General features: G+C 57.1%; 18 protein-coding genes and 1 tRNA gene. 17 read left to right on the top strand and 2 right to left on the bottom strand.

The window, feature by feature from the left end; genetic code table 11:
* Window positions 1–188 precede the first annotated feature (188 nt).
* The 3 genes from EYB53_RS13770 to EYB53_RS13760 all read left to right on the top strand — a co-directional run bounded on the left by EYB53_RS13770 (window position 189) and on the right by EYB53_RS13760 (window position 2602).
* Window positions 189–263 (top strand) — tRNA-Cys (locus EYB53_RS13770).
* Window positions 264–390: 127 nt separating this feature from the next.
* Window positions 391–1281: a tetratricopeptide repeat protein gene (locus EYB53_RS13765; RefSeq protein ID WP_135478847.1), complete on the top strand. Its 891-nt coding sequence runs from the start codon at window positions 391–393 to the stop codon at window positions 1279–1281.
* A gap of 106 nt (window positions 1282–1387) precedes the next feature.
* On the top strand, window positions 1388–2602 hold the full coding sequence (locus EYB53_RS13760; RefSeq protein WP_135478845.1) for an AAA family ATPase: 1215 nt from the start codon (window positions 1388–1390) through the stop codon (window positions 2600–2602).
* Window positions 2603–2661: 59 nt separating this feature from the next.
* Here EYB53_RS13760 and EYB53_RS13755 read toward each other — a convergent pair whose 3' ends face one another.
* Window positions 2662–5160: an ATP-dependent helicase gene (locus EYB53_RS13755; RefSeq protein WP_135478843.1), complete on the bottom strand. Its 2499-nt coding sequence runs from the start codon at window positions 5158–5160 to the stop codon at window positions 2662–2664.
* A gap of 103 nt (window positions 5161–5263) precedes the next feature.
* The gene (locus tag EYB53_RS13750) at window positions 5264–6211 is read right to left on the bottom strand and encodes a prohibitin family protein (protein WP_135478841.1); all 948 of its coding nucleotides are present in this window, start codon (window positions 6209–6211) and stop codon (window positions 5264–5266) included.
* Window positions 6212–6690: 479 nt separating this feature from the next.
* Here EYB53_RS13750 and EYB53_RS13745 point away from each other — a divergent pair, with 479 nt between their 5' ends.
* The 14 genes from EYB53_RS13745 to EYB53_RS13680 all read left to right on the top strand — a co-directional run bounded on the left by EYB53_RS13745 (window position 6691) and on the right by EYB53_RS13680 (window position 24033).
* Window positions 6691–7710 (top strand): hypothetical protein, encoded by a 1020-nt coding sequence (locus EYB53_RS13745; protein ID WP_135478839.1) that lies wholly within the window; start codon window positions 6691–6693, stop codon window positions 7708–7710.
* A gap of 120 nt (window positions 7711–7830) precedes the next feature.
* Entirely contained in the window at window positions 7831–8772 is a 942-nt protein-coding gene (locus tag EYB53_RS13740; RefSeq protein ID WP_135478837.1) for a 1-phosphofructokinase family hexose kinase, read from the top strand.
* A gap of 141 nt (window positions 8773–8913) precedes the next feature.
* Window positions 8914–9414, top strand: coding sequence for a methylated-DNA--[protein]-cysteine S-methyltransferase (locus EYB53_RS13735; RefSeq protein WP_205712659.1), 501 nt, complete (start codon window positions 8914–8916; stop codon window positions 9412–9414).
* Window positions 9415–9611: 197 nt separating this feature from the next.
* On the top strand, window positions 9612–10625 hold the full coding sequence (locus EYB53_RS13730) for a GNAT family N-acetyltransferase (protein WP_254151064.1): 1014 nt from the start codon (window positions 9612–9614) through the stop codon (window positions 10623–10625).
* Entirely contained in the window at window positions 10622–11587 is a 966-nt protein-coding gene (locus EYB53_RS13725) for a GNAT family N-acetyltransferase (protein ID WP_135478835.1), read from the top strand. The genes EYB53_RS13730 and EYB53_RS13725 overlap by 4 nt, the downstream gene beginning before the upstream one ends.
* A gap of 21 nt (window positions 11588–11608) precedes the next feature.
* On the top strand, window positions 11609–12685 hold the full coding sequence (locus EYB53_RS13720; RefSeq protein WP_135478833.1) for a C45 family autoproteolytic acyltransferase/hydrolase: 1077 nt from the start codon (window positions 11609–11611) through the stop codon (window positions 12683–12685).
* Between the two features lie 9 nt (window positions 12686–12694).
* Window positions 12695–13255 carry an aminoacyl-tRNA hydrolase gene (pth, locus tag EYB53_RS13715; protein ID WP_135478831.1) on the top strand — a complete coding sequence of 187 codons (561 nt, stop codon included), beginning with the start codon at window positions 12695–12697 and terminating at the stop codon, window positions 13253–13255.
* A gap of 83 nt (window positions 13256–13338) precedes the next feature.
* Window positions 13339–14712: a hypothetical protein gene (locus tag EYB53_RS13710; protein ID WP_135478829.1), complete on the top strand. Its 1374-nt coding sequence runs from the start codon at window positions 13339–13341 to the stop codon at window positions 14710–14712.
* A gap of 16 nt (window positions 14713–14728) precedes the next feature.
* A complete protein-coding gene (locus EYB53_RS13705; protein WP_135478827.1) occupies window positions 14729–17692 on the top strand; it encodes a tetratricopeptide repeat protein in 2964 nt (987 codons plus the stop codon).
* Between the two features lie 66 nt (window positions 17693–17758).
* The gene (locus EYB53_RS13700) at window positions 17759–19186 is read left to right on the top strand and encodes a radical SAM/SPASM domain-containing protein (protein WP_135478824.1); all 1428 of its coding nucleotides are present in this window, start codon (window positions 17759–17761) and stop codon (window positions 19184–19186) included.
* A 158-nt stretch (window positions 19187–19344) separates the two neighbouring features.
* Entirely contained in the window at window positions 19345–20475 is a 1131-nt protein-coding gene (locus tag EYB53_RS13695) for an iron ABC transporter substrate-binding protein (RefSeq protein WP_254151063.1), read from the top strand.
* 160 nt (window positions 20476–20635) lie between these two features.
* Window positions 20636–22222, top strand: a complete 1587-nt coding sequence (locus EYB53_RS13690; RefSeq protein ID WP_135478822.1) for an ABC transporter permease — start codon at window positions 20636–20638, stop codon at window positions 22220–22222.
* Window positions 22219–23280 carry an ABC transporter ATP-binding protein gene (locus EYB53_RS13685; protein WP_135478820.1) on the top strand — a complete coding sequence of 354 codons (1062 nt, stop codon included), beginning with the start codon at window positions 22219–22221 and terminating at the stop codon, window positions 23278–23280. Before EYB53_RS13690 ends, EYB53_RS13685 begins: the two co-directional genes overlap by 4 nt.
* Window positions 23281–23412: 132 nt before the next feature.
* Window positions 23413–24033 carry a LysE family translocator gene (locus EYB53_RS13680; protein ID WP_135478817.1) on the top strand — a complete coding sequence of 207 codons (621 nt, stop codon included), beginning with the start codon at window positions 23413–23415 and terminating at the stop codon, window positions 24031–24033.
* Window positions 24034–24144: the final 111 nt, after the last annotated feature.

Here is a 24144-nt window from a genome sequence, read left to right as displayed (position 1 = left end):
CCCTGTAGGGGCACCCGCAAGGGGTGCCCCTACAGGGCCGGGGGCCGCCGTGTGCGCCGCTGGTTGCATGCCCATGCTGCCACAGAGAGCGTCTTTTTTATCCGGTTTCGTATGATGCAATCGCCCTAGCGGGGCAGGGCAGGCGGCTTGCACGCACCGTGTGACTATGCTACAATCGTTGCGGCGATGGCGACGTAGCAAAGTGGTAATGCAGCGGTCTGCAAAACCGCGATTCGCGGGTTCAAATCCCGCCGTCGCCTCCACACAGCAGTGCCCCACCATTTCTGGTGGGGCACTGTCGTTGTATCCACTAAGGAAGCAGCGGAATCAGCCAATTTCAGGTCTGTAGACCTGACGTTGAATGGTATAATGCTTTTTAGGGAGGTTTTCATGGCTGAGACAATAATTACCAGCGAGATTGAAACCCTGGTGAGTGAGGGTAACACCGCTTTGATTGCTGGCGATGCCTACACGGCCCGTCAGCGTTTTCGACGTGTGCTTGAACTTGACCCGGAACGGGTCGAGGCGTGGATCGGTCTAGCAGGAAGTGTGCGCCCATACCGCGAAAAGCGTGAACATTTGCGGCGGGCACTCGAGATTGATCCGTCTCATGCGACGGCCCGTTCCATTCTGGAGCAGGTTGAAGCACGCCTTGCGGCTGGTCAAGTGCTGGCCCCCGGTGGGGTTCAGGTACGCGAATCAGAACCGACGTTGCTGAGCATAGCGCGTACCGAAGAGGCTGCGGCATTCGAAACAACGCTGGCTGAGTCAGAAGCATCCAGTGATGAGGTAGAAACCCTCTTCTGCTACAACCATTCGGATCGCGAAACTGGCCTCCGTTGTACCAACTGCAATCAGCCAATCTGTAGCGAGTGTGCAACCCCGGCGATTGTCGGCCAGCTTTGTCCGACCTGCTTGAAGATCCGGCGTCCCGTCAATTACCAGGTGAGCGAAGTCAACCTGCTTGTGGCTGGAGCGACGGCTTTGATCTATAGCCTGGCCATCTCATTTGTGGCAGTACAACTGCTCGGCATGGTCGGTTTCTTTGGCTTCCTGCTGGCCTTTTTTCTCGGGCCACTGGCAGGCAACCTGCTCGTCCGTCTCTCTGATCGTTTCACGAAAGGCAAGCGCGGCAGATTGATGCAAATTGCCCTGGGTATCTGTTATACACTGGGTGCGCTGCCATGGCTCGGGCTCACACTGATCTTCGGTGTCTTGCCGCTGGGTCTGATTATCTTTACGGTGATGGCAGTCACGACGGTTGTAGCCCAGATGCGCTAGACGACCCTTCGTTTTAATCGTAAATATTTGGTAATATGGTCGTTCTATCAAGCAGAGGCAGGATGCAAAGAGCGCAAAGTGACAGCACAAGAAGCATGAGGAATATATGAGTGAACAGATCTATGGAATGACCCGGGCGCTCAGAGGCAATCAGAATCCGCTCGATGCGGTAGAGCAACGTTTGCGCGATCAGATTTTTGGTCAGGAACGGGCTATCGAAAGCCTTGTGCGCGTACTCAATCGTGCTCGTTTTGGTTTTTCAGCGGGCAATCCGCGGCGTCCCCGTGCAACGCTGCTCTTCCTTGGCCCAACTGGGGTTGGCAAGACGGCGACGGCCCGCGCTCTTGCCGAAATGCTGCGCCCCGATGGCGAAGCTTTTTTGAAGGTCGATTGCTCGCTCTTCAGCCAGGGCCACGAGGTGAGTGCACTCGTTGGCGCACCTCCGAGCTATGTGGGACGTGATCAGAAGCCCTTGCTCAATCCTGAGATTATCGAACAAGAAAATAGTGTTGTGCTTTTTGATGAAATTGAGAAAGGTCAGCCTGAACTTTGGAATCTGTTGTTGCAGGTGATGGAAGATGGTGAAATCCTGCTGCTAAACGGGGGGCGACGCGTCTCTTTCCAACGAAGCATTGTCATTTTCACCACCAATGTTGGGGCCAAAGAGATGGTTGATTTCCTTGATCGACGCACGATTGGGTTCCGTACGCCGCATCAGGATGTCGAGGCAATGGGTCAGCAGATCTATCAGATTGGCTTCGAGTCGCTGCAGAAGGTCTTCCAGCCCGAGTGGATCAATCGCCTTGATGAGATTATTGCGTTTCGCCCGCTTTCGAGCGATGTGTTGCGCCAGGTGCTCGATTATATGGTGTTGGAGAGCAATGAGCAATACCTGCGCCACGGGATCAAGGTTGAGTTGACCGCCGAAGCACGTGAGTATCTGCTGAACAAAGGGTTTGACTCGCGTTTTGGGGCACGGCCTTTGCGTCAGCAATTGCTCAAGCATATTGATGCTCCGCTGGCCGATTTGCTTGCTTCGGGCGGTATTCCAGCGGGCAGCAAGGTGCTGGTGACGTATACCGGGGTCGACCGGCACGGCGAGGCGCTTGAGTTCTTTTACCAGGCGGCCCCTGAATTGTTGCGTCAGGCCGAAGAATTGCGTGCCCGTGAGATTGGTCGCATTGCCATCAAAGAGAGCGAAGGTCCACAGCCACCCAGCATTAGCCTTACCAATGAACGCAGCAATGCCGCAGAAGGTGGTATGGGTGGCCTGGGTATCCGCGGCCCCCGGATTACCCCGCGCCGCAACGAAGGCCGGTAAGCTTCAGCATGGGCGGCAGATAAACGGCCAGTTTTGCTGGCCGTTTGTGTGTTATGGGGTTACGATCCTTTTTCCAGGGGGGCGATGCTCGCCAGCAGTTTGACAAAACCTCGGCTGCGAAACTCGACGGTGATGTGCCATTCGACAGTCCGCCGCGTGCGTCGTTGATCAATCGCCACGACCGTGCCGGGGCCAAAATGGGGGTGGCGTACCGCTTCGCCAATGCGGTAATCGGGTGGATCAGAAGGTGAGCGCACGCGTTCATCTGGTGGCGCCGGTGAAGGCTCAGGGAAGAGACGCTCGAAGTCGGGAAAGGGAGCCAGGTCAGGCGCGAGCTTGTCATCCGCCAGGGTTCGCCAGAAGGCTTCGTCGGCGGGTGTGATGTTGTGCCGTTCGGTGAGTTGCTGGTCGTGGAGCAGCGCAAATAAGCCGAGAACCCGGGCAAGGTATCGGATACGCTGGGGCGGCTCGATCTTCCACCAGTGGGTAAAAAACCGTTCTTGCCCGTACTGACGAGGAAAGGTGAGCATCCGCACGGTTGCGACTGCTGTCCAGGTAGCCGGATCGCTCGCGAGCAACGCGCCAATGACGGTGCCAGACTCTAGCACCGTATCTACGTCAGCGGCCAGCAAGAAGGGCGAGAGTTGCGCATCACCCCCATTGACCGCATAGAGGTACAGGTCGCGCCGTGCCCGCGTGATAGCAACATAGAGCAAGCGTCGTTCTTCATCAATGTCATCGGAACCACCGCAGGGGATATAGCCAGCATTGCAATTGGGCAGTAACACCACTGGCCATTCGAGCCCCTTGGAGCGATGGATGGTGCGAATGTCCACCCCGTCAGACGGAGCATCGCGCTGAGCAAGCAGTCGTTCGGCCGCCAGTTCTTCCAGATGCTGGAGCAACTGATCCAGGGAGCCTTTGCCTGCTGCATACTGCAGAAAAGCCGCCACATTCCCTGCGCGTCCCGCCCCTGTTTCGGCGCTACCACTCTGCTCACGCAAGAAAGACTGGTAGGCCAGGCGCCGATCCAACTCAAGCAGGAGTTGATCGGCAGGAAGGGTCGCCCGCATATCACCAAGCCAGACCAGCAGATCGGCGAGTTCCTGCAGCTTCACGGCGAGCCGGTCATGCACCCGGGGCATCAGTTCGACCAGGGCATCACTGAGCGGTACATGACGACTGGTCGCCAGCGCCAGCACTTCATTGGCAAGCTGGCGTGAGAGATAGCGCCGCGGTCGGTTGTAGAGCGCACGCCAGCAGGCCGCAACACGCTCGGCTTCTTCACCCACAAGGGGCTGACCACGGCGCAACTGGGCATCACCGGCGGCAAGTTCGGCATACTTCAACAGATCGGCCACCTCACGCCGGGCAAAAAAAGGCTCGTCACCGGCAATGCGATACGGAATACCCGCCTCGATCAGCGCCTGTTCGACTGCTGGCGTCTGCGCGGTAAGCCGCACCAAGATCGCAACCTGTGGATAGGTATACCCCTGACGTAGAGCTGCGGCGATATCGGCAACCACCTGCTGACCCATGGCCTGGACATCAAGGGCCCGACGTAGCAGGGTAGCGCCGGCAAAACCCTGGGTTATCACCAACTGCTTGGGGTAACGATCACGATTTTGGGTAATGACACTGTTGGCCAGCAGAATCTGCGAGGCCTGGCAGCGAAAATTCTCGGTGATCGTATAGACAACCGCCCCATAGCGCTGCTCAAACTCGCGAAAAAAGCTCATACTGGCCCCGCGAAAGCCGTAGATCGTCTGATCGTCGTCCCCGATCGCCATATAGTTGCGATGCACCTTCGTCAAGCGATCAAGGATCTCGGCCTGGGCCAGATTGACATCCTGGAACTCATCAACAATGACGGCATCAAAACGCTGTTGCCAGCGCGTGCAAAGCGCGGGACTGCGCATCAGGGCTTCCCAACTCAACATCAGCATATCATCGAAGGTCAGCCAGCCACGTTCACGGCGCACCTCCTCGTGCAACCGATAGAGGTCACGGTACCAGGGCATACCAGGTGGAGCGATGGCCTGACTCGCGACCGTCATAGCCTCTTCGGGCAAACCACTGGTCGCGAGATCAGGGTAACAGAGATTGCCCTTGCAGGCACCGAGGTAATCAAGAAAATCTTGCTCATCAAGGGCATCGAGCGCATCGGCGGGAATAACCTGGGTCGTACGCGCACGATCACGGGCTGTCCAGAGGATCTGGCGTTCCTCGCCATTCATTTTGAGGGCATTTTGCGCAAGGGGCGGCAAGACCCCACCTTCAGCCGCATCAGTGACGATCTTCAGACCAAGCCCATGGAGCGTACGACGGATTACCCGGCGACAGTGAGGCCAGGCGGCCAGCGCCTCGCCGAGGTCATCAACAGCGGCCTTGCTAAACGAACTGACCAGGATCCGGTCAGGGGCAAAAATTCGCTCACGCACCAGACGCTCGACGCGATGCACCATTGCCGTCGTCTTGCCGGCCCCTGCCACAGCAAAAACCATGGCCGGGCCATGGTTATGGGCAACGATCTGTTGTTGTTGCTCGGTGAGTTGCATGCTTCGGCGTCGCTCTGGAGGCCTGCGGCCTCAAGCCCCAGGTATGCTAGTCATTTTTGAGGGCCTACGGATGATGGGGCCATAGGCCCCATCATCTAATCATCTACGGCGTCGTCTCTGTGACTGGCTCACCGACCTGCTCAGCCGGAGCGTCAGACTGTTGTTGAACTGGATTCGAAACAATGTCATCGGCAGGAATACTGATCAGGGGCATAAACCCATTGTCGCCACTACCCATAAAGCGGGGCAAAATGCCATCCCAGCGCTCGATCATGCGCAACTGCAACAACTCGGGCGAGATGACTTCACGCTGGAGGCGCAGCGCCTCGGCTTCGGCGCGGGCAACCTCAAGCCGAGCTTTGGCCTCAGCCTCGGCACGGGCAACCTGCTGCTGGGCCTCGATCCGAGCACGCTCAAGCTCACGCGTGGCGCGGAGGGCATCTTGTTCAGCGACCTGCTTGGCCTCGATTGCCCGTGCAAACTCGGGGCTGAAATTGAAATCGGTAATCGACACGCTTTCGACAATCACCCCACGCGGCGTCAATTGTTCGACGAGCACATCGCGCATCTGCGATGAAACCTCGGGGCGGCGGGTAATCAATTCTTCGGCAGTAAAGCGTGCCGTCACCGCTTTAAGCGCCTCTTGAATGGCCGGGTCAACCACACGGCGCTCGTAATCGACACCGATCTCACGCACGAGGCGATCAACGTTGCTCGCATCGGGCCGATAGTTGATCACGAGTTGCGTCGTCACAGTCTGAAGGTCACGTGAGGCTGCAGTTGACTGCGACTCATAGCGTTGTGTTCGAACCTCAACCACGGTGACCGACGTAATAAAAGGCATACGGAAGTGCAAGCCTTCATCATAAACATTAGTAATTTCACCAAACGTCTTGACCACACCTCGCGTACCAGCTTGAATCTGGGTTACCGAATTGGTGAGCAAGATCGCGCCAACGGCCAGCAGAATCACCACCCCGGTGAGGAGTGGAACAAGTGCCCGGGGTGAAGAAGGGCCGGGCGTAGGTATTCTGGAAGGTCCTTGAGACATAAGTTTTCCTTTTCTCTTTCGATACAGCGTGATGCTCTTACCACTTGTGTTGAACACGCCGTTAGCGTGTATACCTCAGTATACCGCATTCTAGCCTTGCTTGCTGCAATGCTACGATGCGTTGCCTTGGCCCCCGTTACTGCGCTAGCTTTTGCCAGTGCAGCAACAACAGGTTTCTCAGCAAACTCTCAGCAAAGCGTAACGCTCCGGCAAGCCAGGCATTATCGCCCTGGACAGCACATCGATGTATGATAGATTCAGATGGAAATCTATCCGAAAGGGGGCTCATCATGCAGACCCAATCCAGTTTAAGCATTCACACTTATACTTATGGCTTACGACGTCGTATCTTTTCTGTGCGTACACTTAGCTTGCTCGTGCTTTTGTTCTCTGTGGCCTTTTTGACGCTTGGAGCCGCAAGACCAGCCGGGGCGGCGAGTTCAGCGAGGACACGTTGTTTTCCCGAAACCGGTTATTGCATGACCGGGCCAATTCTGAACTATTGGGAAAAGCGTGGTGGCTTGTCAGTTTTTGGGTATCCTATTACCGAACAGCGCCTCGAAACCGTTGAGGATCGGACGATTCAGGTGCAATGGTTTGAGCGTGATCGCCTCGAGATCCAGGCCGACGGTACGATCACTGCTGGGCGACTCGGTGCGCGTGCGCTTGAGCTCCAGGGTCGGCGCTGGGAAAACCAGCCGCGGCAAGATCCATTGGCACCCGATACCGGGGGATGCCACTATTTTGAGGCGACAGGTCAGGTACTCTGCGAGCCGTGGCTTGGCTACTGGGTGAATAATGGAGGCTTGGAGCGTTTCGGTTACCCAATTTCGAGCTTGCGCCTCGAGATGATCGAAGGCAAGCCGTATACAGTACAATATTTCGAGCGCCGCCGGATCGAACATCATCCGGAGTATGCCGGTACGCCCTACGAGTATCTCTACGGTCTGTTGGGCCGTGAGGTGCTGACCGTGCAGAATCTGCCGGTCTGCCAGGGGCCGCCCCGCGATGTCCAGTTTGGCCTTGAGGATCGCATCGGCTATGTCGAGTTCCGTTCAGCCCTGCAATGCCCCAGCAGCAGTTATGCTAATGTACCGGCGGCATTTCAGCAATTCAGTGGTGGCGTCATGATCTGGCTCGACCTGGGTGAAGCTGGCCGCAAGATCTACGTGTTGCGGTACCCACGCCAGGGAATGGATAGCTACACGTATGCGGTGTATGATGATACCTATCAAGAAGGCGATCCGCCCATTGACGAAAAGCCACCCGAGGTGCCGCCACGTTCGCCGATCCAGCCGAGTGTGCCGCAACGTGGCTTTGGCAAGGTCTGGGCCGCTGGTGAACGAGAATACCTGGGCTATGCGATTTTCCGTGAACAACCCGAACAAGCCAATATCCAATTCTTTGGCGTCGGCGGCATGGCTTTGCGCTTGCTCTTCTCTGGTCAAATTGGGATCTTTGGGCCTGAATATAATCAGGCGCAATTCTGGCCTTCATAACGTGAAAGCTTGCCGCATATGATGGCAGTCCTTAACTGAATGTGGATGAGCCGCAGGCCTCTCCAGCTTCCGCGCAGCGTCATCACGTTTCTCGGAAGCAACTAGCTTCCGAGAAACGTGATGACGCTGCTCATTATTACACCCAATCCAGCGCTTGACCGCACAATGACCTTTGCCAACTTGCACTTCGGGATGGTTCAGCGCACCGATCAGGTGGTGGTGGCTGCAGGTGGCAAGGGATTGAATGTCGCACGTGCGGCACATACACTCGGCCAGCAGGCTCTGGTCTGTGCGCCCCTTGGTGGATATACCGGCAGGTACGTGGCAGCCCTGGCCGAGGCCGAGGGCCTTGTTGGCTCTTGGTACTATCACAACGCGGGCGAAACACGTACGTGTGTCTTGCTGGTTGACCCTGAGGCCGATGATGCGACCGCCCTCAATGAGGCGGGGCCAAGCTTTGGTGCCGCTGACTGGGCAGGCTTTGCCGCCAGTGCAAGCAAGGCTGCCCTTGAAGCACAGCTTTGCATCGTCTCAGGGAGTCTGCCCCGCGGCATTGATCCTGCGTCGCTCGGTGCCCTGATTGCCCAGATCCAGATCCAGGGCCAGGGCCTGCCGCTGATCATTGATACGAGCGGTGCGGCACTCGTTGCTGCTCTCGCCGCACAACCCTGGGGCATCAAGGTCAATGGCGCTGAACTCGGGGCCGCCCTGGGGCAATCAATTACGAGTGTTGGCGACGCAGTTCCTGCCCTGAGTAAGCTACGCGGCCAGGGGATTGCGCTAGCGGCGGTTTCCCTTGGGGCGCTTGGCTGTGTTGCCAGCAACAACGAAGGCACCTGGCATGCCCAACCACCGCCCATCACGCTTGTGAGCAGCATTGGCAGCGGCGACTCACTGCTCGCCGGGTTGGCAACGGGCCTGCTGCGCGGCATGGAACTGCCTGATGCATTGCGCCTCGCGGTTGCCTGCGGTACCGCCGATGCCCTCACCGTTGGCGGTGGCCGCATTGACCCGGCGCAGGTCGCCGAACTCGCGGCAGCAACAATGCTCACCAAGTTGTGACGTTCGTTGACATACATTGCCGTAGACTGAAGAGAGTGACGGTAGCAAAAATGAGCGCGTGAGCGCAACCCAATGTGCTCAAGCAGGGCGCTCCTCTCGCCCGTACACGGTGCGGGCTTCTGCGTCTAAAGGAAAACACTTATGATGATTACATATGGCCTTGCCGAGTCATCACTTGGTTTGGTGATAGTCGCAACGAGTGAACGAGGTCTGTGTACCGTAGAATTTGGTAATGATGAAGCGATGCTGCTGGCCCAACTGCATGCCAGTTTCCCTCAAGCTGAGACGAAGAGAGCAGGCCCTGAAGCCGACTTCATCGTGCGGCAGGTGGTTGCCCTTGTCGAGCAGCCTGAACGCACCCTCGATTTGCCGCTCGATCTTCAGGGGACAGCCTTTCAAGAGCGTGTGTGGCAGGTGTTGCGCACCTTGCCCGCCGGGTCAACCATCAGCTACAGCGAGCTTGCCGAGCGTATCGACAACCCAAAGGCTGTCCGGGCCGTTGCCAGTGCCTGTGCCGCCAATCGACTCGCCGTGGTCATTCCATGTCATCGGGTGGTGCGCAGCGACGGTGCGCTCAGTGGCTATCGCTGGGGTATCGAGCGCAAGCGCGCCTTGTTGCAACGCGAACGGAAAGATACTTGATCCAATATGCGCTCGTCCTGGTTCCAGCCGAAGGGCCAGCGATGCTGGCCCTTCGGCTGGAACCATTCAATAATTCTACACCTTGCGACCCTCTTATGCTACGCCTTCAGACTGATGGCGCTTGCAACAAGAGCACGTACAATGAGCAAAGCTTGAAGCCTCGCACGTGGAGTGTAGAACGATAAAGAAAGGCATATATGCTTGCGGTAAAAACAGTAGCGCAACAGGAACCGGTCGCACCTGCCCACCTGATCATCCGGGATATGGACTATAGCGATGCTGATTATGTCGCTCTGGTTGAAGTTAGCAATGCCTGTTATCCTGAATATCCTGGCACCATTGATGAGTGGAAGCATGAAGATGCGCATCGCCCGGCCCATCTCAAGTATCGGCGCTGGCTGGCCGAAGTTGATGGTACCGTTGTCGCCTATGGCAACTATGATCAATTTGAAGCAATGTACAATCCGCGCCTCTTCCATATCTCGGTCGGGGTAGATCCCGCCTGGCAGCAACGCGGCATTGGTGCAGCATTTTATACGACTATCGTCGAGGCACTAAACGAATTTGATCCATTGCGCATCCGCGCACGTGCCCGCGAAGATTATCAGGCTTCGCTGCGCTTTCTTCAGCAACGCGGGTTTGTCGAGGATGTGCGCGAGTGGGAGTCCCGGCTCGAAGTAGCGGCATTTGACCCGACACCCTATCAGGGTCACGAGGCCAGGGTCGTTGCCAGTGGCATCCGCATTGCCACGCTGGCCGAGTTGATCGCCACTGATCCCGATCATCGCCAGAAACTCTACGAACTTGATGCCGATCTGACCAACGATGTACCCCATCCCGAGCCGACAACGGGGTTTAGTTACGAGACCTTCGAGCATTTCTATTTCAAAGGGCCAAATCTTATGCCCGAAGGCGTCTTTGTGGCCCTCGATGGTGAGCGCTACGCTGGCCTCAGTGCGCTCTGGAAGAGCCAGGGCGACCCACGTGAACTGTATACCGGGCTCACCGGTGTACGTCGTGAATATCGGCGGCGTGGCATTGCCTTGGCCCTCAAGTTACGGGCGATTGAGTTTGCCCGACAGCTTGATGTTGCGGTCATCAAGACCTGGAACGAGTCAAATAATCGGCCCATGCTGAGCATCAACGAAGCCCTTGGCTTTGTGAAGCAGCCGGCCTGGGTAAGTTTTGTCAAAACGCTTAAGGATATATGAAAATAACCATCCGCCCTTTTCGCTATGATGAAGCAGATTACGAGGCGTTTGTCACGATCCGCAATGCTGTCTATCCCGACTATCCCCATTCTATTGCCGAGTGGCGTCGGTGGGACGACAAACGGGAAGAGCGGATGAACTTTCGCCGGTTTATTGCCGAGATCGACGGGCAACCGGTCGCAAGCGCGTTCTTCGAGCATGTCCCGTGGATGTACCATCCGCAGAAGTTTTTTATCAATCTGTTTGTGCATCCAATGCACCGTGGGCAAACGGTCGGCACACGGCTCTACAATCATCTGCTCGACGCGCTTGCGCCATACAAGCCGGTAACGTTGCGGCATACACTGCGCGAAGATCAAGCCGAGGGCATGCGGTTTGCCCAGTGCTATGGGTTTGTGGAAGAGATGCGCGCCTGGGAATCGCGGCTTGATGTGGCGAGCTTTGATCCTACCCGCTTCGCCGGGGCCGAAGAGCGCGTCCTCAGCCAGGGTTTGACGATCACAACAGCCGAAGATCTGCTCGCCCGCGACCCCCAGTTCTGGCAAAAGCTCTATGCGTTTGATTGCGAGGCGTCGGTTGATGTGCCCATGCCCGAGCCATACACGGCCCCGCCGTTTGAGGTCTGGATCAAGTATTTTGAGGATAATCCGAGCTTCATTCCTGAAGCCTATTTTGTTGCAGTTGATGGCGATACCTATGCTGGGTCGAGTGCCCTCTGGCGCCGTGACCAGAGTGTAGACCTCGAAACCGGCTTTACCGGCGTATTGCGTGCGTACCGACGTCGCGGGATCGCCCTGGCGCTCAAGTTGCGGGCGGTAGCCTATGCAAAACAGGTCGACGCACCAGTCATCCGTACTGACAATGAATCAAGCAATCGTCCGATGCTGAGCATCAACGAAGCCATGGGTTTTGTGAAACAGCCAGCATGGGTTACACTATGTAAGCAGATGCAAAGCGCGTAAGGTGCGTTGAGGAGAAGAGTAATGACGCTGCCCCTGGTGCGGCTGGCAGGAACACCCTATGAGCAGGGCTTTGTACATGGCGAGACGCTCTATGAGCAGATCGAAAATAATCTTGGTGTCTATTTTGCCCGTTTCGAGCGTGAACTGAAACTTACCCGGGTGGAAACACTGCGGCGTGCCGATCAGTATGCCGAGGAAATCGCCGAACAGTGCCCCGCCTACCACGAAGGGATGCGGGGCATTGCTGATGGTTCAGGGGTGAGTCTCGCGGCCATTGCCGCCCTGAATGTGCGCTACGAACTCTTTTATGATGAGTTTGCCGAAAAGCCAATGCCTGATGGGTGTACGGCCTTTGCCCTCTTGCCCGAAGCAACCTCAACGGGTCACCTGCTGATCGGCGAAAATTGGGATTGGATTGCTGGCGTGCGCGGGGCCATTATTCATACCGAAGAGACTGATGGCCTGCGGACGCTGGCGTTTACCGAAGCAGGCATTTTTGGCGGCAAAATTGGCATGAATAGCGCGGGCCTGGGCCTGCTGATCAATGGGTTGACTAGTCGCGACGATGATTGGTCGCGGTTGCGTCGCCCCTTTCACGCCCGCTGCTACGAGATTCTGCGCTCGCGTACGCTGGAAGAGGCGGTACGGGTTGTCCTTGAGGAAGATCGCTCATGCTCGGCCAATTTTGTTCTTGCGCAAACGCCTGATCAGGTGCTTGATCTTGAAACATCGCCCGACCGAGCCGGGCAGTTGCAGTGCCAGGCTGGGTGTCTTGTGCATTCGAATCACTTTGTCAACCCGACCGCGCTCGGCATTGTGGAACGCAATGTCGAGACGAATCCGCACTCGCAGCGACGCCATGCCCGCCTCGAACGCCTCTTGCAAGCCCAGCGTCCCGTGAGTCTCGCGGATGTGCAGGCCGCACTGCGTGATCACGAGGGCTATCCCTATTCGGTCTGCTTTCATATTGACCCGAACGAGCCGCCTGAAGAGTTTTATGAAAGTGTGACCTCGCTGGTGATGGATCTGCAGGCCGGTACGCTGTATGCGACCGATGGGCCACCGTGTGGTACCGACTACGTACTGTATCATTTATAGGCAACGACCATGTGGCTTCTCGTTGGCCTGGGCAATCCGGGCGCTCAATATGTACGCACCCGTCACAATATCGGCTTTGACGTGGTGGAGACCCTGGCCGCCCGGTATGCTCTGGAATTTCGTGGTAAGCGGGCGAACAGTTTGATCGCCGAAGGCAAGGTCGGAGGGCAACGCGTAGCGCTTGTCAAGCCTCAGACCTTCATGAACCTGAGCGGTCAGGCGGTCGCGGCCCTGCGTACGTGGTACAAGGTCGATGCTGCCCGTGAGATCTTGATTATCTATGATGATCTTGATCTGCCCTTTGCACGCCTCCGGTTTCGTGAACGCGGCAGCGCCGGAACACACAATGGTATGCGCTCGATTGTCCAACAACTTGGCAGTAGTGACTTCGCCCGCCTTCGTATCGGGATTGGCCAGCCGCCAGGAAAAATGGATGTGGCCGCGTATGTCTTGAGTCGGTTTAGCAAAGAAGAGGCTGAACAGGTGCCCGACGTGATCACGACCGCCGCCGATGCGGTTGATCTGGTCGTTCGCGAAGGATTAGTAGTTGCGATGAACCGTTATAATTGATATAGTAGAGAGAAGCACGGTAGCTTTGACCGTGTTACGTACTTCACACGTACGTAATCCCCCATTCCCCTCTGGGAGGTAGGATGGCTAGCGACAAGCCAGAGCGTCTCGTTGCCCATACTGCTGAGTTGGAGCAACTCCATGAGCGTCTGGATAATCTACGGCGTGGTGCCGTGCCGCTCAGATGCCTGGTAAATCTCTGTGGGGTCTATGGCATTGGCAAACGAACGCTCCTTGCACATCTTGATCAGCGTACATTGTTACCTGATGACGTGGTCAAGTTGCGTCTGGCGTTGCCGATCTTGCCCCCTTCAGCACGTTTCGTGCCTCTTGCGCTCAAGCAGGCGCTGCTCGATCAGATTGCCGCTTGCCATCCCGCCCTCACGATCTCGCCTGCGCCCATCAATGATCTGAATGCCGATGCTGCCCTGACCGGTCTGGCCGGGCAGTTGATTGAACAGAGCACGTGCTGCCTCCTTTTGTTGGATGCAACTGTACGAGGGACGCCAATTGCCTTCAACTGGCTCGAACGCGGATTGCTGCTCCCTCTGGTACGCACTGATCACATGATTGCAACGATCATCAGTCGCTCACCCCTCCGCTGGCGTGAATTTGACACACGACGGCGGGCCGAGATTATGGTGCTTGCCCCGCTGAGCCTTGAAGAGACGGCCCTGCATCTACAACTGAGCATTCCTGAGGCCGAGATCATCTATGGCCTGACCAGTGGCTTGCCCCTGGCGAACGAACTTGCGCTTCAGATGCAGGCCTATTTGCCTGTGCCATCCGAGTGGGAAACGGGCGATAAAGCGGATCTGATGGGCCAGATCCTTGATGCACTCTATCAACTGGTTGGGCCAGATCTCTCTCCCGTGCTCCAGTGTGCGCTTGAAGTTCTGTCAGTCGTGCGCGAGTTCTCGGTGCCCTTGATGCAGCGTCTGATCCAGCATGCATGCGGCACGACAAGTGAAACAACGCGCCAGACCTTCCTGTTGCTGATGGTCAAACAACTGCAAGAGCTTGATCTGGTGATCTGGGATCAGGCAAGCCTTTCGTATCGCGTGGCCCCGACGTTACGGCGTATTATTGGAACATATGTACGTTATAATAATCCGGAACGGTACGAGGCGCTCCGTCAACTTATCACTGACTACTATCGTCAAATGTTGGACGAAGTTCTGGTTTCCCGTCACATCCATCTTGTCGAATTTTTGTGGCATCTCCTTGACACACCAGCGCCCGGCGAGCACCGTCCGGCGAATTTGCTGCGTGGTCTGGTGACACGCTATCTGGTCAGCCCTGATGGACGACAGATTGATGACGAGGAGATGAGTCAATTGCAGATGTACCTGGTGACTGATCCCGATCTGCCCGCAGTGCTGCGGCGCTACGGAACACACAGCCAGGAATTGGTTGCCATGCTAGAGGCCCAACTTTCCAACGACGTTGCTGCCTGAATGAAGCAAGAACGCTATGATCACAACCCTCGAAGCATATTTTCGCAGTGCCCGTCACCTGGTAGGCCGCAAGCGCGAACTCAATCTCGTTGAACGGGCCTTGACGCACGTTAAGGCCGAGACTTCGGTGTTCTTGATCGAAGGACAGGGAGGGATCGGCAAAACACGTCTGCTGGCGGAGATTCGGCAACGCTGTCGCGAGACCAGTGAGGTGCTCTGCACCGAGGTGATTGATCTCTATCTGGGGCGCTATCTTCAACCTGCCCGCATGCTTTATGCGCTTGCAACGCAACTCGAAGCTGATGCCGTGCGTTGGGGGCGGTCGCAACCCGATTTCACCCGCTTTTATGAAGCTCACGAGCAATTCTATGCGACGCTTGGCCATGACGCTGAAGCGCAACGGACCCAACTCGAGCAGATCTTTCTTGAATGCTATGCCAAACTGGCCGCGGCGCATCGCCTGGTGGTGTTGATTGACACCTTTGAGAAGTTACACCCGGCGCTCGTGGATGCCCAAGAGTTTGATTTTCGCGAGCTCGGGAGGCTCGAACAGTGGCTGGCGCATCTGCTGAAACGCTTGCCCAATACGATCGTGATCCTCGCTGGGCGCCCGCGGGCCGGTCAACGCAGGATGCTTGCCGAGATTCTTGGACCGATCCTGACCCCATTGACGATTGAGCCTTTTACGCTTACCGAAACGACTGAGTATATCGCCACTGAATTTGCCAACCTCGCACCCCTTGAACCTAAACAGATTCAGTTGCTCCATGCGATTAGTGCAGGACGACCGGTCGTGCTTGCCGTTGCACTGGCCTGTGCCCAGCAAGGCATTATTGATATTACGGCGTTGCCGCCCGAGTTTGTCTACCCGGCGAATCAAGCCCACCTCAGTGATGCGTTGGTGCAGTTGATTGTCGGCGATCTCTATCGGCAACGACCAGATCTGGCCCAGTTGCTTGCCCGTGCAGTCTATTTGCGCAAAGGTGTGCGTCGCGAGATGCTCGCCTTCCTCTTTGCTGAAGAAGGTGAGGTCGTTGAACCATTTGAACTCGATCAGCAACTCGATGAATTGACCGCTTTTGTGTTTGTCAAGCGGGTTGATGAGGATGAGCTGATCCTGCATGACGAGATGTACGAGTTGCTGTTGGGTAAACTGGCGGATCAACAAGCTCTGGCGTGGTGGCGCCTGGCAGTGCGGTTTCTTGATCAGCAGATTGCGACGGTCTATACACAACTGCAATCGACAGCTGCTGCGCTGCCAGCACCCTCAAGCTTTGCCAGCCTGCAGCAACAACTCCAGAATCTGCAAATTGAACGTATGTTTTATCATATGTCAATCAATTTGCGCCAGGGCTATCAAATCTATCGCGAGTTGAGCACCAATGCGATTGAGGCCCGCGATGATGATTTTGATGCGCAATTACAGGAAGAATTAGCGCGTTTCTTTGATCGTGATATGGCATGGGGACGCCTCTATCGCCAACGCTTGTTGACGAGTGGCCTGACCTGGGAGCGCATCATCTATGATGAAGGCATTCGCTGGGTCTATCGGCGCATGCTCACCCCGATGCCCGACAGCAATGCGTATAGTGACGCTGTGGCGCTGGCGGAAGATGTGCGGGAACGCTATCGTGCGATCTATGATCGCTCGCCTCTGGCGCGCTGCGATCTTGATGCCGCACAGTTGCAAGCCGAGGTCTATATCGCTGGGCGAACCTCGCGTGGAGCACAGATTACCCACAACTATCAGGTGCTGGTCGCTGAGCTTGAGGCAATCATTCGCCAGCTTGATCCTGCTGATCCAGATGCGACCTATGCACAATTTATCCTGGCTAATGCGTATAACTATTGGGGCTATTTTGAACGCGTGCAAGAGCACTTGCAAAGTGCGATTACGAAATACAAAGAAGCGCTCCGTCTGTATCGACAACTCGGCCCCGAGGTAAATAGTCTACACGCCGTGACCCTCAACAATCTGGGCTACGCGATGGGCCGCCAGGGTGATTCGGAACGTGGCCTGCGCTGTCTTGAACAGTCGCTTGCTCTGGTTGAACACGCCGGGGTCGCCTACCGCATCGCGACAACGCGCAATACCCAGGCCCATCTCTATGCCGATCTTGGCCGGATGGATCAGGCGCTTCGTTGCGTCCAAGAGGCTCGACGGCTCTTTGCCCGCTTTGAGAGCGTCAGGGCCACCGCCCTCAATGCAAATGCCGAAGGCCGTATCCGTAGTCGCATTGCCGAGGCAATCGCCGATCCTGGGCAACGCAATGCCGAGTATGCCCGGGCAGTGGCGGCCTATCGTCAAGCCATCAAAGGCTTTGATCAAGAGGGTGAGCTTGTGCGCCAGATCGAGGTACGCAGTGCCTTGGCCAAAGCGTTGCGCAACTGGGCGACCAACATGTCCCCCGGACCAGCGGTGACGACCAGGCGCAACGAGGCTTTTGCGTTGCTGACCGAGGCCAATACCCTGACGAATGAGACCACGTCGCGGTTGATCCGCTGTAGCATTCTTGAGGCGATGGCCGCGATCTGTGTGGACGAAAAGCGCTATGATGAAGCGATCACCCTGCTTGAAGAAGCCCGCTTGCTCTTGCCAGCAAGTTTGCAGGATCCTATGCGCTACGGTGAGTCTTCGGAAACCGTGGAATTGCGGCTCTACTGGTTGCGTTTTGCCCAGATCCAATGGCAGTATGCGGCGGTAGCCTTTGGTCGGGCTCAGTATCACGATGCGTGTCAGCATCTGGTGCATACCTTTACCGGCCTGCTTGCCTTCTCGCCAGATGCCGCCCCCATCGAACGGTTCCGCCATCTGGCGCGCCGTACGCTCACAGCACCGGGTGATCCGGCGCTAATTGAAGCGATGCGCGAACCAATGCACCAGGCCGCTGCTCAGAGCAGCGCCTCTGTTTCAGCCCTTTCGCTCGTTGATCGCTTGCTCACTCAGGCAATTGAAGATATTGATCTCTTTGGAGCGTGATGGAATTGCAATTTCTCACGTTTAATTGAGGTAGAACAAGGAAAATCTTCAGTGGTGTGAGCATGCATGCATTCCAAAGCACACATTTTGGTGCCAGAACGAACCTCGGTAGCGCTCAATGACTGCCGCTTGCCGTTGCCAGTCTATGCACAAGCGCCAACGAGAACCAAGGATGACCTGGCAATCCATCGCCTGCGTCCACATCCTTTGCTAACCACGCTGGATCTGGATGATGGGGAACATGTCGTCGCATTTGTCCCATCCTTGAGCCAGGTAGCGGTGTTGAATCAAGCAGCCCTGGCGCTGATTCAGCGCTTGCCGCTCGCTGAGGCCGCCGAGGCCGCCGAGGTGTATGGGGCGCTGGTGCGGCTCGTCGAGATGGGGTTGCTGGTTACGACCGATAGCCCAGCTTTGCCGTGCCCCGTTGAGCCAACGACGCTGGTGGTATGGCTGCATCTCACCAATGCATGCAACCTGCGTTGTACCTATTGTTATATCGAAAAGAACGATGAGGCGATGAGCCTTGCAACGGCATATCAGGCCGTTGAGGCAAGCATTGCCGCCGCTCGACGCCACGGCTATCGTGAGCTTGCCCTGAAGTATGCGGGTGGTGAGCCATTGCTAGCGTTTGACACCCTGGTTGCAACCCATCAGTATGCACAGGAGCAGTGTGCCGCCGCAGGTCTTGGCTTTGCAGCAACCGTGCTGACGAATGGCACTGGTTTGACAGCGCCACGCGTGGCACGTTTGCGTGCATTGGGCCTGGACGTGACCGTTTCACTTGATGGTGCGGCTACCAGCAATGACCAGCAGCGTCCAATGTGCAACGGCACTGGCTCAACTGCGGCCATTATGGCTGGGCTTGAACGCGCACGTGCGGGAGGAATCCACCCCACTGTCGCGCTGACCATCACGAGTACCAGTCTGGCAGGCGTGCCCGCCCTGGTGCAGTGGCTGCTCGAACGTGACTTGCCCTTTACGCTGAGCTTTGCCCGTGATCACACCTGCGGCCGCAGTCATCGTGACCTACTGGCCGATGAAGCGACCCTGATAGAAGGTATGCGGACAATCTATGCCACGGTTGCGGCCAACCCGCCTTCGTGGAGTCTGCTTGGGGCGTTGTTGGATCGTACCGATCTCTCGCACGCACATGGGCAGGCCTGTGCCGCCGGATCACACTATCTGGTCATTGATCATCACGGTCGTATCGCCGCATGCCAGATGGTGCAACACATGCCCGTTGCTGATATCTACCACGAAGATCCCCTTGGTGCAATTCGCCATGACGAGCGTTTGCCGCTAGGTCGCCACGTCGACACCAAAGAGGGCTGTCGCACCTGTGTGTGGCGCTACTGGTGTGGTGGAGGGTGCCCGCTCGCGACCCTGCGTGCAACCGGGCGCACCGATATCCAATCCCCAGATTGCAACATCTACCAAGCCCTCTACCCCGACCTGTTACGCCTCGAAGGATTACGCCTCCTGCACCAGCGCTGAAGATGAGGACAGACACCAAAAAAGCCAGCAATGCTGGCTTTTTTGGTGTCCGTGGTGATACCGTATAACCCGTACGTCTTGACAAATAAAAGGTATTAGTATAATCTAACTTTTAAGTTTATGTGATACTTACCAAAGGCATTGAAGGAGTGAAGGCTATGCCCAGTTTGCTCAAGCGTCGGTTCATGTTGACCCTGTTCGCCATGGTTGCGCTGTTGCTCACCGCTTGCACCCAGACGGCAACCCCGCCCGCGCCGCCCGCCGAGATTGTCCGCGAGACTGTTGTGGTTGAGGTTCAGGTGACAGCCGAACCTCAGGTGGTCGAGACGGTCATCACGCAGCCTGCCACCCCTGGGAGCCTGGTGGTCTATTCAGGACGGAGTGAGGCCCTTGTCGGCCCATTGATCAACCAGTTTGCGGCGGCGAGTGGTGTAGATGTGCAGATACGCTATGGTTCAACCTCTGAAATGGCGGCAACCCTGCTCGAAGAGGGAAGCAATTCGCCTGCCGACATCTTCTTTGCCCAGGATCCCGGCGGTCTCGGAGCGGTAGCAAAGGCTGGCCTGTTTGCCCCACTTCCCGCAGAACTGGTGAGTCAGGTGCCGACACGCTTCCGTTCACCAGAGGATCTGTGGATTGGCATTTCGGGACGGGCAAGGGTAGTGACATACAATACCGATGCGATCAACCCGGAAGAGTTGCCGGCCGACATCTTTGATTTTACTGACCCGGTCTGGTCAGGACGGATCGGCTGGGCACCGACCAATGGCTCGTTGCATGCGATGATCACCGCAATGCGCCAGGTCTGGGGCGACGAAAAGACCCGGGAATGGCTCGAGGGCATTCAGGCCAACAATCCTGTTGTGTATGACCGCAACACCACGATTGTGACCGGCGTGGCAGCAGGCGAAGTTGACATAGGCTTCACAAACCATTACTATCTCTACCGTTTTCTGGCCGAGCAGGGCGAGGGCTTCAAGGCACGCAACCATTTCTTGACCGGCAGTGGCCCCGGGTCACTGATTATGGTCGCTGGAGCAGGCCGTCTTGCCAGTAGCCCCAACGAAGCGAATGCGCTACGGTTTATCGAGTTTATGCTCTCACCCGTTGCCCAGCAGTACTTTGCCAGTCAAACGGCTGAATATCCAGTTGTCGAAGGGGTCGTTGGTCCGCCAGGCTTGCCCCCGCTCGAAGAACTCGAATCGGCCGCTCTGGACATTGACATGGCTGATCTCGATGATCTTCAGGGGACGATCCAGTTGATGCAGGATGTAGGGGTACTCCCGTAAGGAATGGTGTCCTTCGTGGGCACCGGCAGCAAGCATAGCTTGCTGCCGGTGCCCGCGAAGAAGCCGGGGTTTAGGGCTGCGCCCCCAAGAAACATTTGGAGCTTTCAGGTTGAATCAAGCAAAGCTTTCTCGGCTTACACAGCAGCGCAAGCGTTCTTTCATGCTTCTCCGGCGACTGCCTCACTGGTCAACCATCCTACTCTGGGGAGGTGCGTTGCTCGTCGTGGCGGGTTTGTTGTTACCTACGGCCTATCTGCTCATCCGTGCATTTGAGACAAGCGAAGCGGCACTTCAAACCTTCATGCGCCCGCGTACGTGGGTCATCATCGGCAACACCACTGGCCTTGCGCTTGCCGTAACAACCGTTTCAGGGCTGATTGCCGTGCCAATCGCATGGCTGACGGTACGCAGTGATCTGCCGTGGCGCCGCTTCTGGGCCGTGGTGACACCATTGCCACTGGTGATCCCCAGTTATGTCGGGGCTTACCTCTATATTTCGGCGCTGGGGCCACGCGGTGCATTGCAGCAGTTGCTCGAGGGGCCATTTGGCATTACACGACTGCCATCAATCTACGGTTTTACCGGGGCACTCTTTGCCTTGACGTTGATGTGTTATCCGTATATGCTGCTCAGTGTCCGTGCAGCGCTGATGCGGATGGATCCGTCGCTCGAAGAGGCGTCGCGCAGTCTGGGACATAACGCAACAACGACCTTCTGGCGGGTTGTCTTGCCTGCCCTACGCCCGGCGCTGGGGGCAGGTGGGTTGCTCGTCGCCCTCTATACCTTGCGCGATTTTGGTGCCGTGGCAATTATGCGCTTTGATACATTCACCCGGGTGATCTACCTGCAATACAGTTCGTTTGATCGCTCACAGGCGGCGTTTTTTGCGCTCCTGTTGATTGGTTTGACGCTTGTGCTGGTTGCATTCGAGGCTCAGACGCGTGGGGTGGCACGCTATGATCAAGCAAGCGGTGCCGTGGCGCGCCCACCGACGATCATTGCGCTGGGCCGCTGGCGCTGGCCTGCCTTTGCTTTCTGTACGCTCATTGTGAGCCTGAGCCTTGTATTGCCGCTGACCATCCTGTTCTACTGGCTGGTGCGCGGCTTGCTGGCGGGTGAGCAGATGGGGAATCTGGGGTCAGCCGTCTGGAATTCCTTGCTTGCCTCAGGTGGAGGGGCGTTTGTGACAGTCCTGGCTGCTTTGCCTCTGGCAGTGCTGGTGGTGCGTCGGCCTGGTCGCCTAACGGCCCTGCTCGAACGAATGGCCTATTCAGCTTTTGCCCTACCTGGCATCGCCGTTGCGCTCGCCCTCGTCTTCTTTGGCATCAGTTATGCCCGTGGTCTCTACCAGACCTTTGCGATGCTGCTGTTTGCGTATGCCATTCTCTTTCTCCCGCAGGCGTTTGGGGCGCTGCGTACGTCACTCTTGCAGATCCATCCTAGTCTCGAAGAGAGTGCACGGAGTCTGGGATATCGTCCGCCGCAAGTCTTTTTACGGGTGACCGCGCCCCTGATGCGCCCTGGCCTGATTGCCGGGGCCAGCCTTGTCTTTCTCACCGCGATGAAGGAATTGCCCGCAACCCTCTTGCTTGCACCACTTGGTTTTCGCAGTCTCGCCACCGAGATCTGGTCAGCGGTGTCTGAAGCCTTCTTTGCCCGTGCCGCCGCGCCGGCCCTCTTGATTGTGCTCCTATCGTCAGTACCAATGGCCCTTCTGTCGATGCGCGAGCGTCGAGGTATGTCATGAGTCAGGTTTCGTGCGAAGGATTGAGCAAAGCATTCGGCCCGACCTATGCCGTTGAACAGGTAAGCATGACGATCCAGCCTGGCGAGATCCTGGCGTTGCTGGGGCCAAGTGGCTGTGGCAAGACAACCGTGTTGCGCATGCTGGCAGGTTTTGAGGCACCCGATCAAGGCACCATTGCGCTGGATCAGCGCCTTGTCGCCAGACCGGGTCTTCATGTGCCACCTGAAGAGCGTCACGTCGGCATGGTCTTTCAGCAGCATGCGCTCTTTCCACATCTGAATGTCGGGCAAAACGTCGGCTTCGGGCTGCGTGGCAAGGCGCGTGAACGTCAGGCCCAGGTGCAGGCCATGCTCAAGCTGGTCGAGCTCGATGGCTACGAACGACGGATGCCCCACCAGCTTTCGGGGGGGCAACAACAACGGGTAGCGCTGGCACGGGCGCTGGCCCCGAATCCAGCCGTCTTGCTCCTTGACGAACCATTTAGCAACCTGGACGCTGATTTGCGTACGACCTTGCGGGCGCAAGTACGGACGATCCTCAAGCAACTGGGCACCACGGCACTCTTTGTCACGCACGACCAGGAAGAGGCCCTCTTTATGGGCGATCGCATTGCGGTCATGCACGCAGGCCGACTCGAACAACTCGCCAGGCCGCAGGAACTCTTTCTTGCGCCAGCGACGCGGTTCATTGCCGAATTCATTGGCATTGCAGCCTTCATTCCTGCCACAGTCACCCCAGCGGGGCTTGCAACCGAACTCGGCACCGTGATCCAGGCGATTGACGCACCAGTGGGAACCTCGGTTGACATGCTGGTACGCCCCGACGACCTCGAGCTAAGCGCTGACCCTCAGGGTAACGCACGGATTCTTTGCTGTACCTTTCGGGGGGGCGACTTTCTGTACGATGTCGCCCTTGCCTCGCAACGCACGCTGCGTTGCGTCTGCAACCATGTCCACGAATTTGCCCCCGACACCAGAGTGCAAGTCACCCTTGCCCCCGGACATCCCCTGGCCTGGTTTCACCCCATACCGCAGAGTATGGTCAATCTGCCCAAATAACACACCATAAATACTAGACACAGTATCCATAGCATCATGCCCGCAACGAGGGGTAGACTCGCGGTGTGCAGCGTGGCCACCGTGGGCCGCGCTTTGTTGTGCGCAGAAGGATTGCGCTAAAGGCAGGATGTTGTGGGCGAAATCATCTGGCTAGGCGTTTTATTAGGGGTCGGGGCAGCACTGTCGGTAGGGCCAATCTTTGTCACGATTGTCCAGGAAGCGGCAACACGGGGGTTTCAGGCGAGCTTCCGCGTTATTCTCGGTTCGGCCACGGCTGACCTGGTTCTGTTGTTACCCGCCCTTGCCTTTAGCTGGATCATTGCTCAGGTAGCCGCTGCCTCCCTGTGGGTTGGACTCTTTGGTGCCCTGTGCCTCTCCTATTTTGCCATCGAAGCGCTCCGCGATGCGCGGCGGCTCTGGCATGCTGAAATGGCAGCGGCGACACCGCTCAGTTGGTCGTTCTGGAAGGGGGTTGTGGGCAACCTAGCCAACCCGTTAACCTGGACCTTCTGGCTGGCGACAGGAACGCCGACCATGCTCCGCACATACGAACTCGGTGGAGCGATGGGGTTGATCCTCTTTACGGTGATCTGGTTTGTGGTTGCTTCAGGGCTCGAGGCGCTCATTGCGCTGGCTATTTCACGGTCGGGCAATGTCATTGGTCCTCGCGGGCAAGCAGTGTTTACGAGTGTGTCGAGTATCATGTTTTTTGCCCTGGCAGGCATGCTGGTGATGCAGAGTGTGATATTGTAGGGCGCTAGCCCTGTAACCCGCCGGGGTGTTGGGTCCTGCGGCCCCAAGAATCTTGCGTATGCTGGCTGTTTTCGCCAGCATACGCAAGGTTTTTTAGAGCAACCGCCCTAA

The sequence above is a fragment of the Candidatus Chloroploca mongolica genome, from assembly GCF_004762035.2.
Taxonomy (GTDB): Bacteria; Chloroflexota; Chloroflexia; order Chloroflexales; family Chloroflexaceae; genus Chloroploca; species Chloroploca mongolica.
This window is presented reverse-complemented; position numbering and strand designations above follow the sequence as displayed.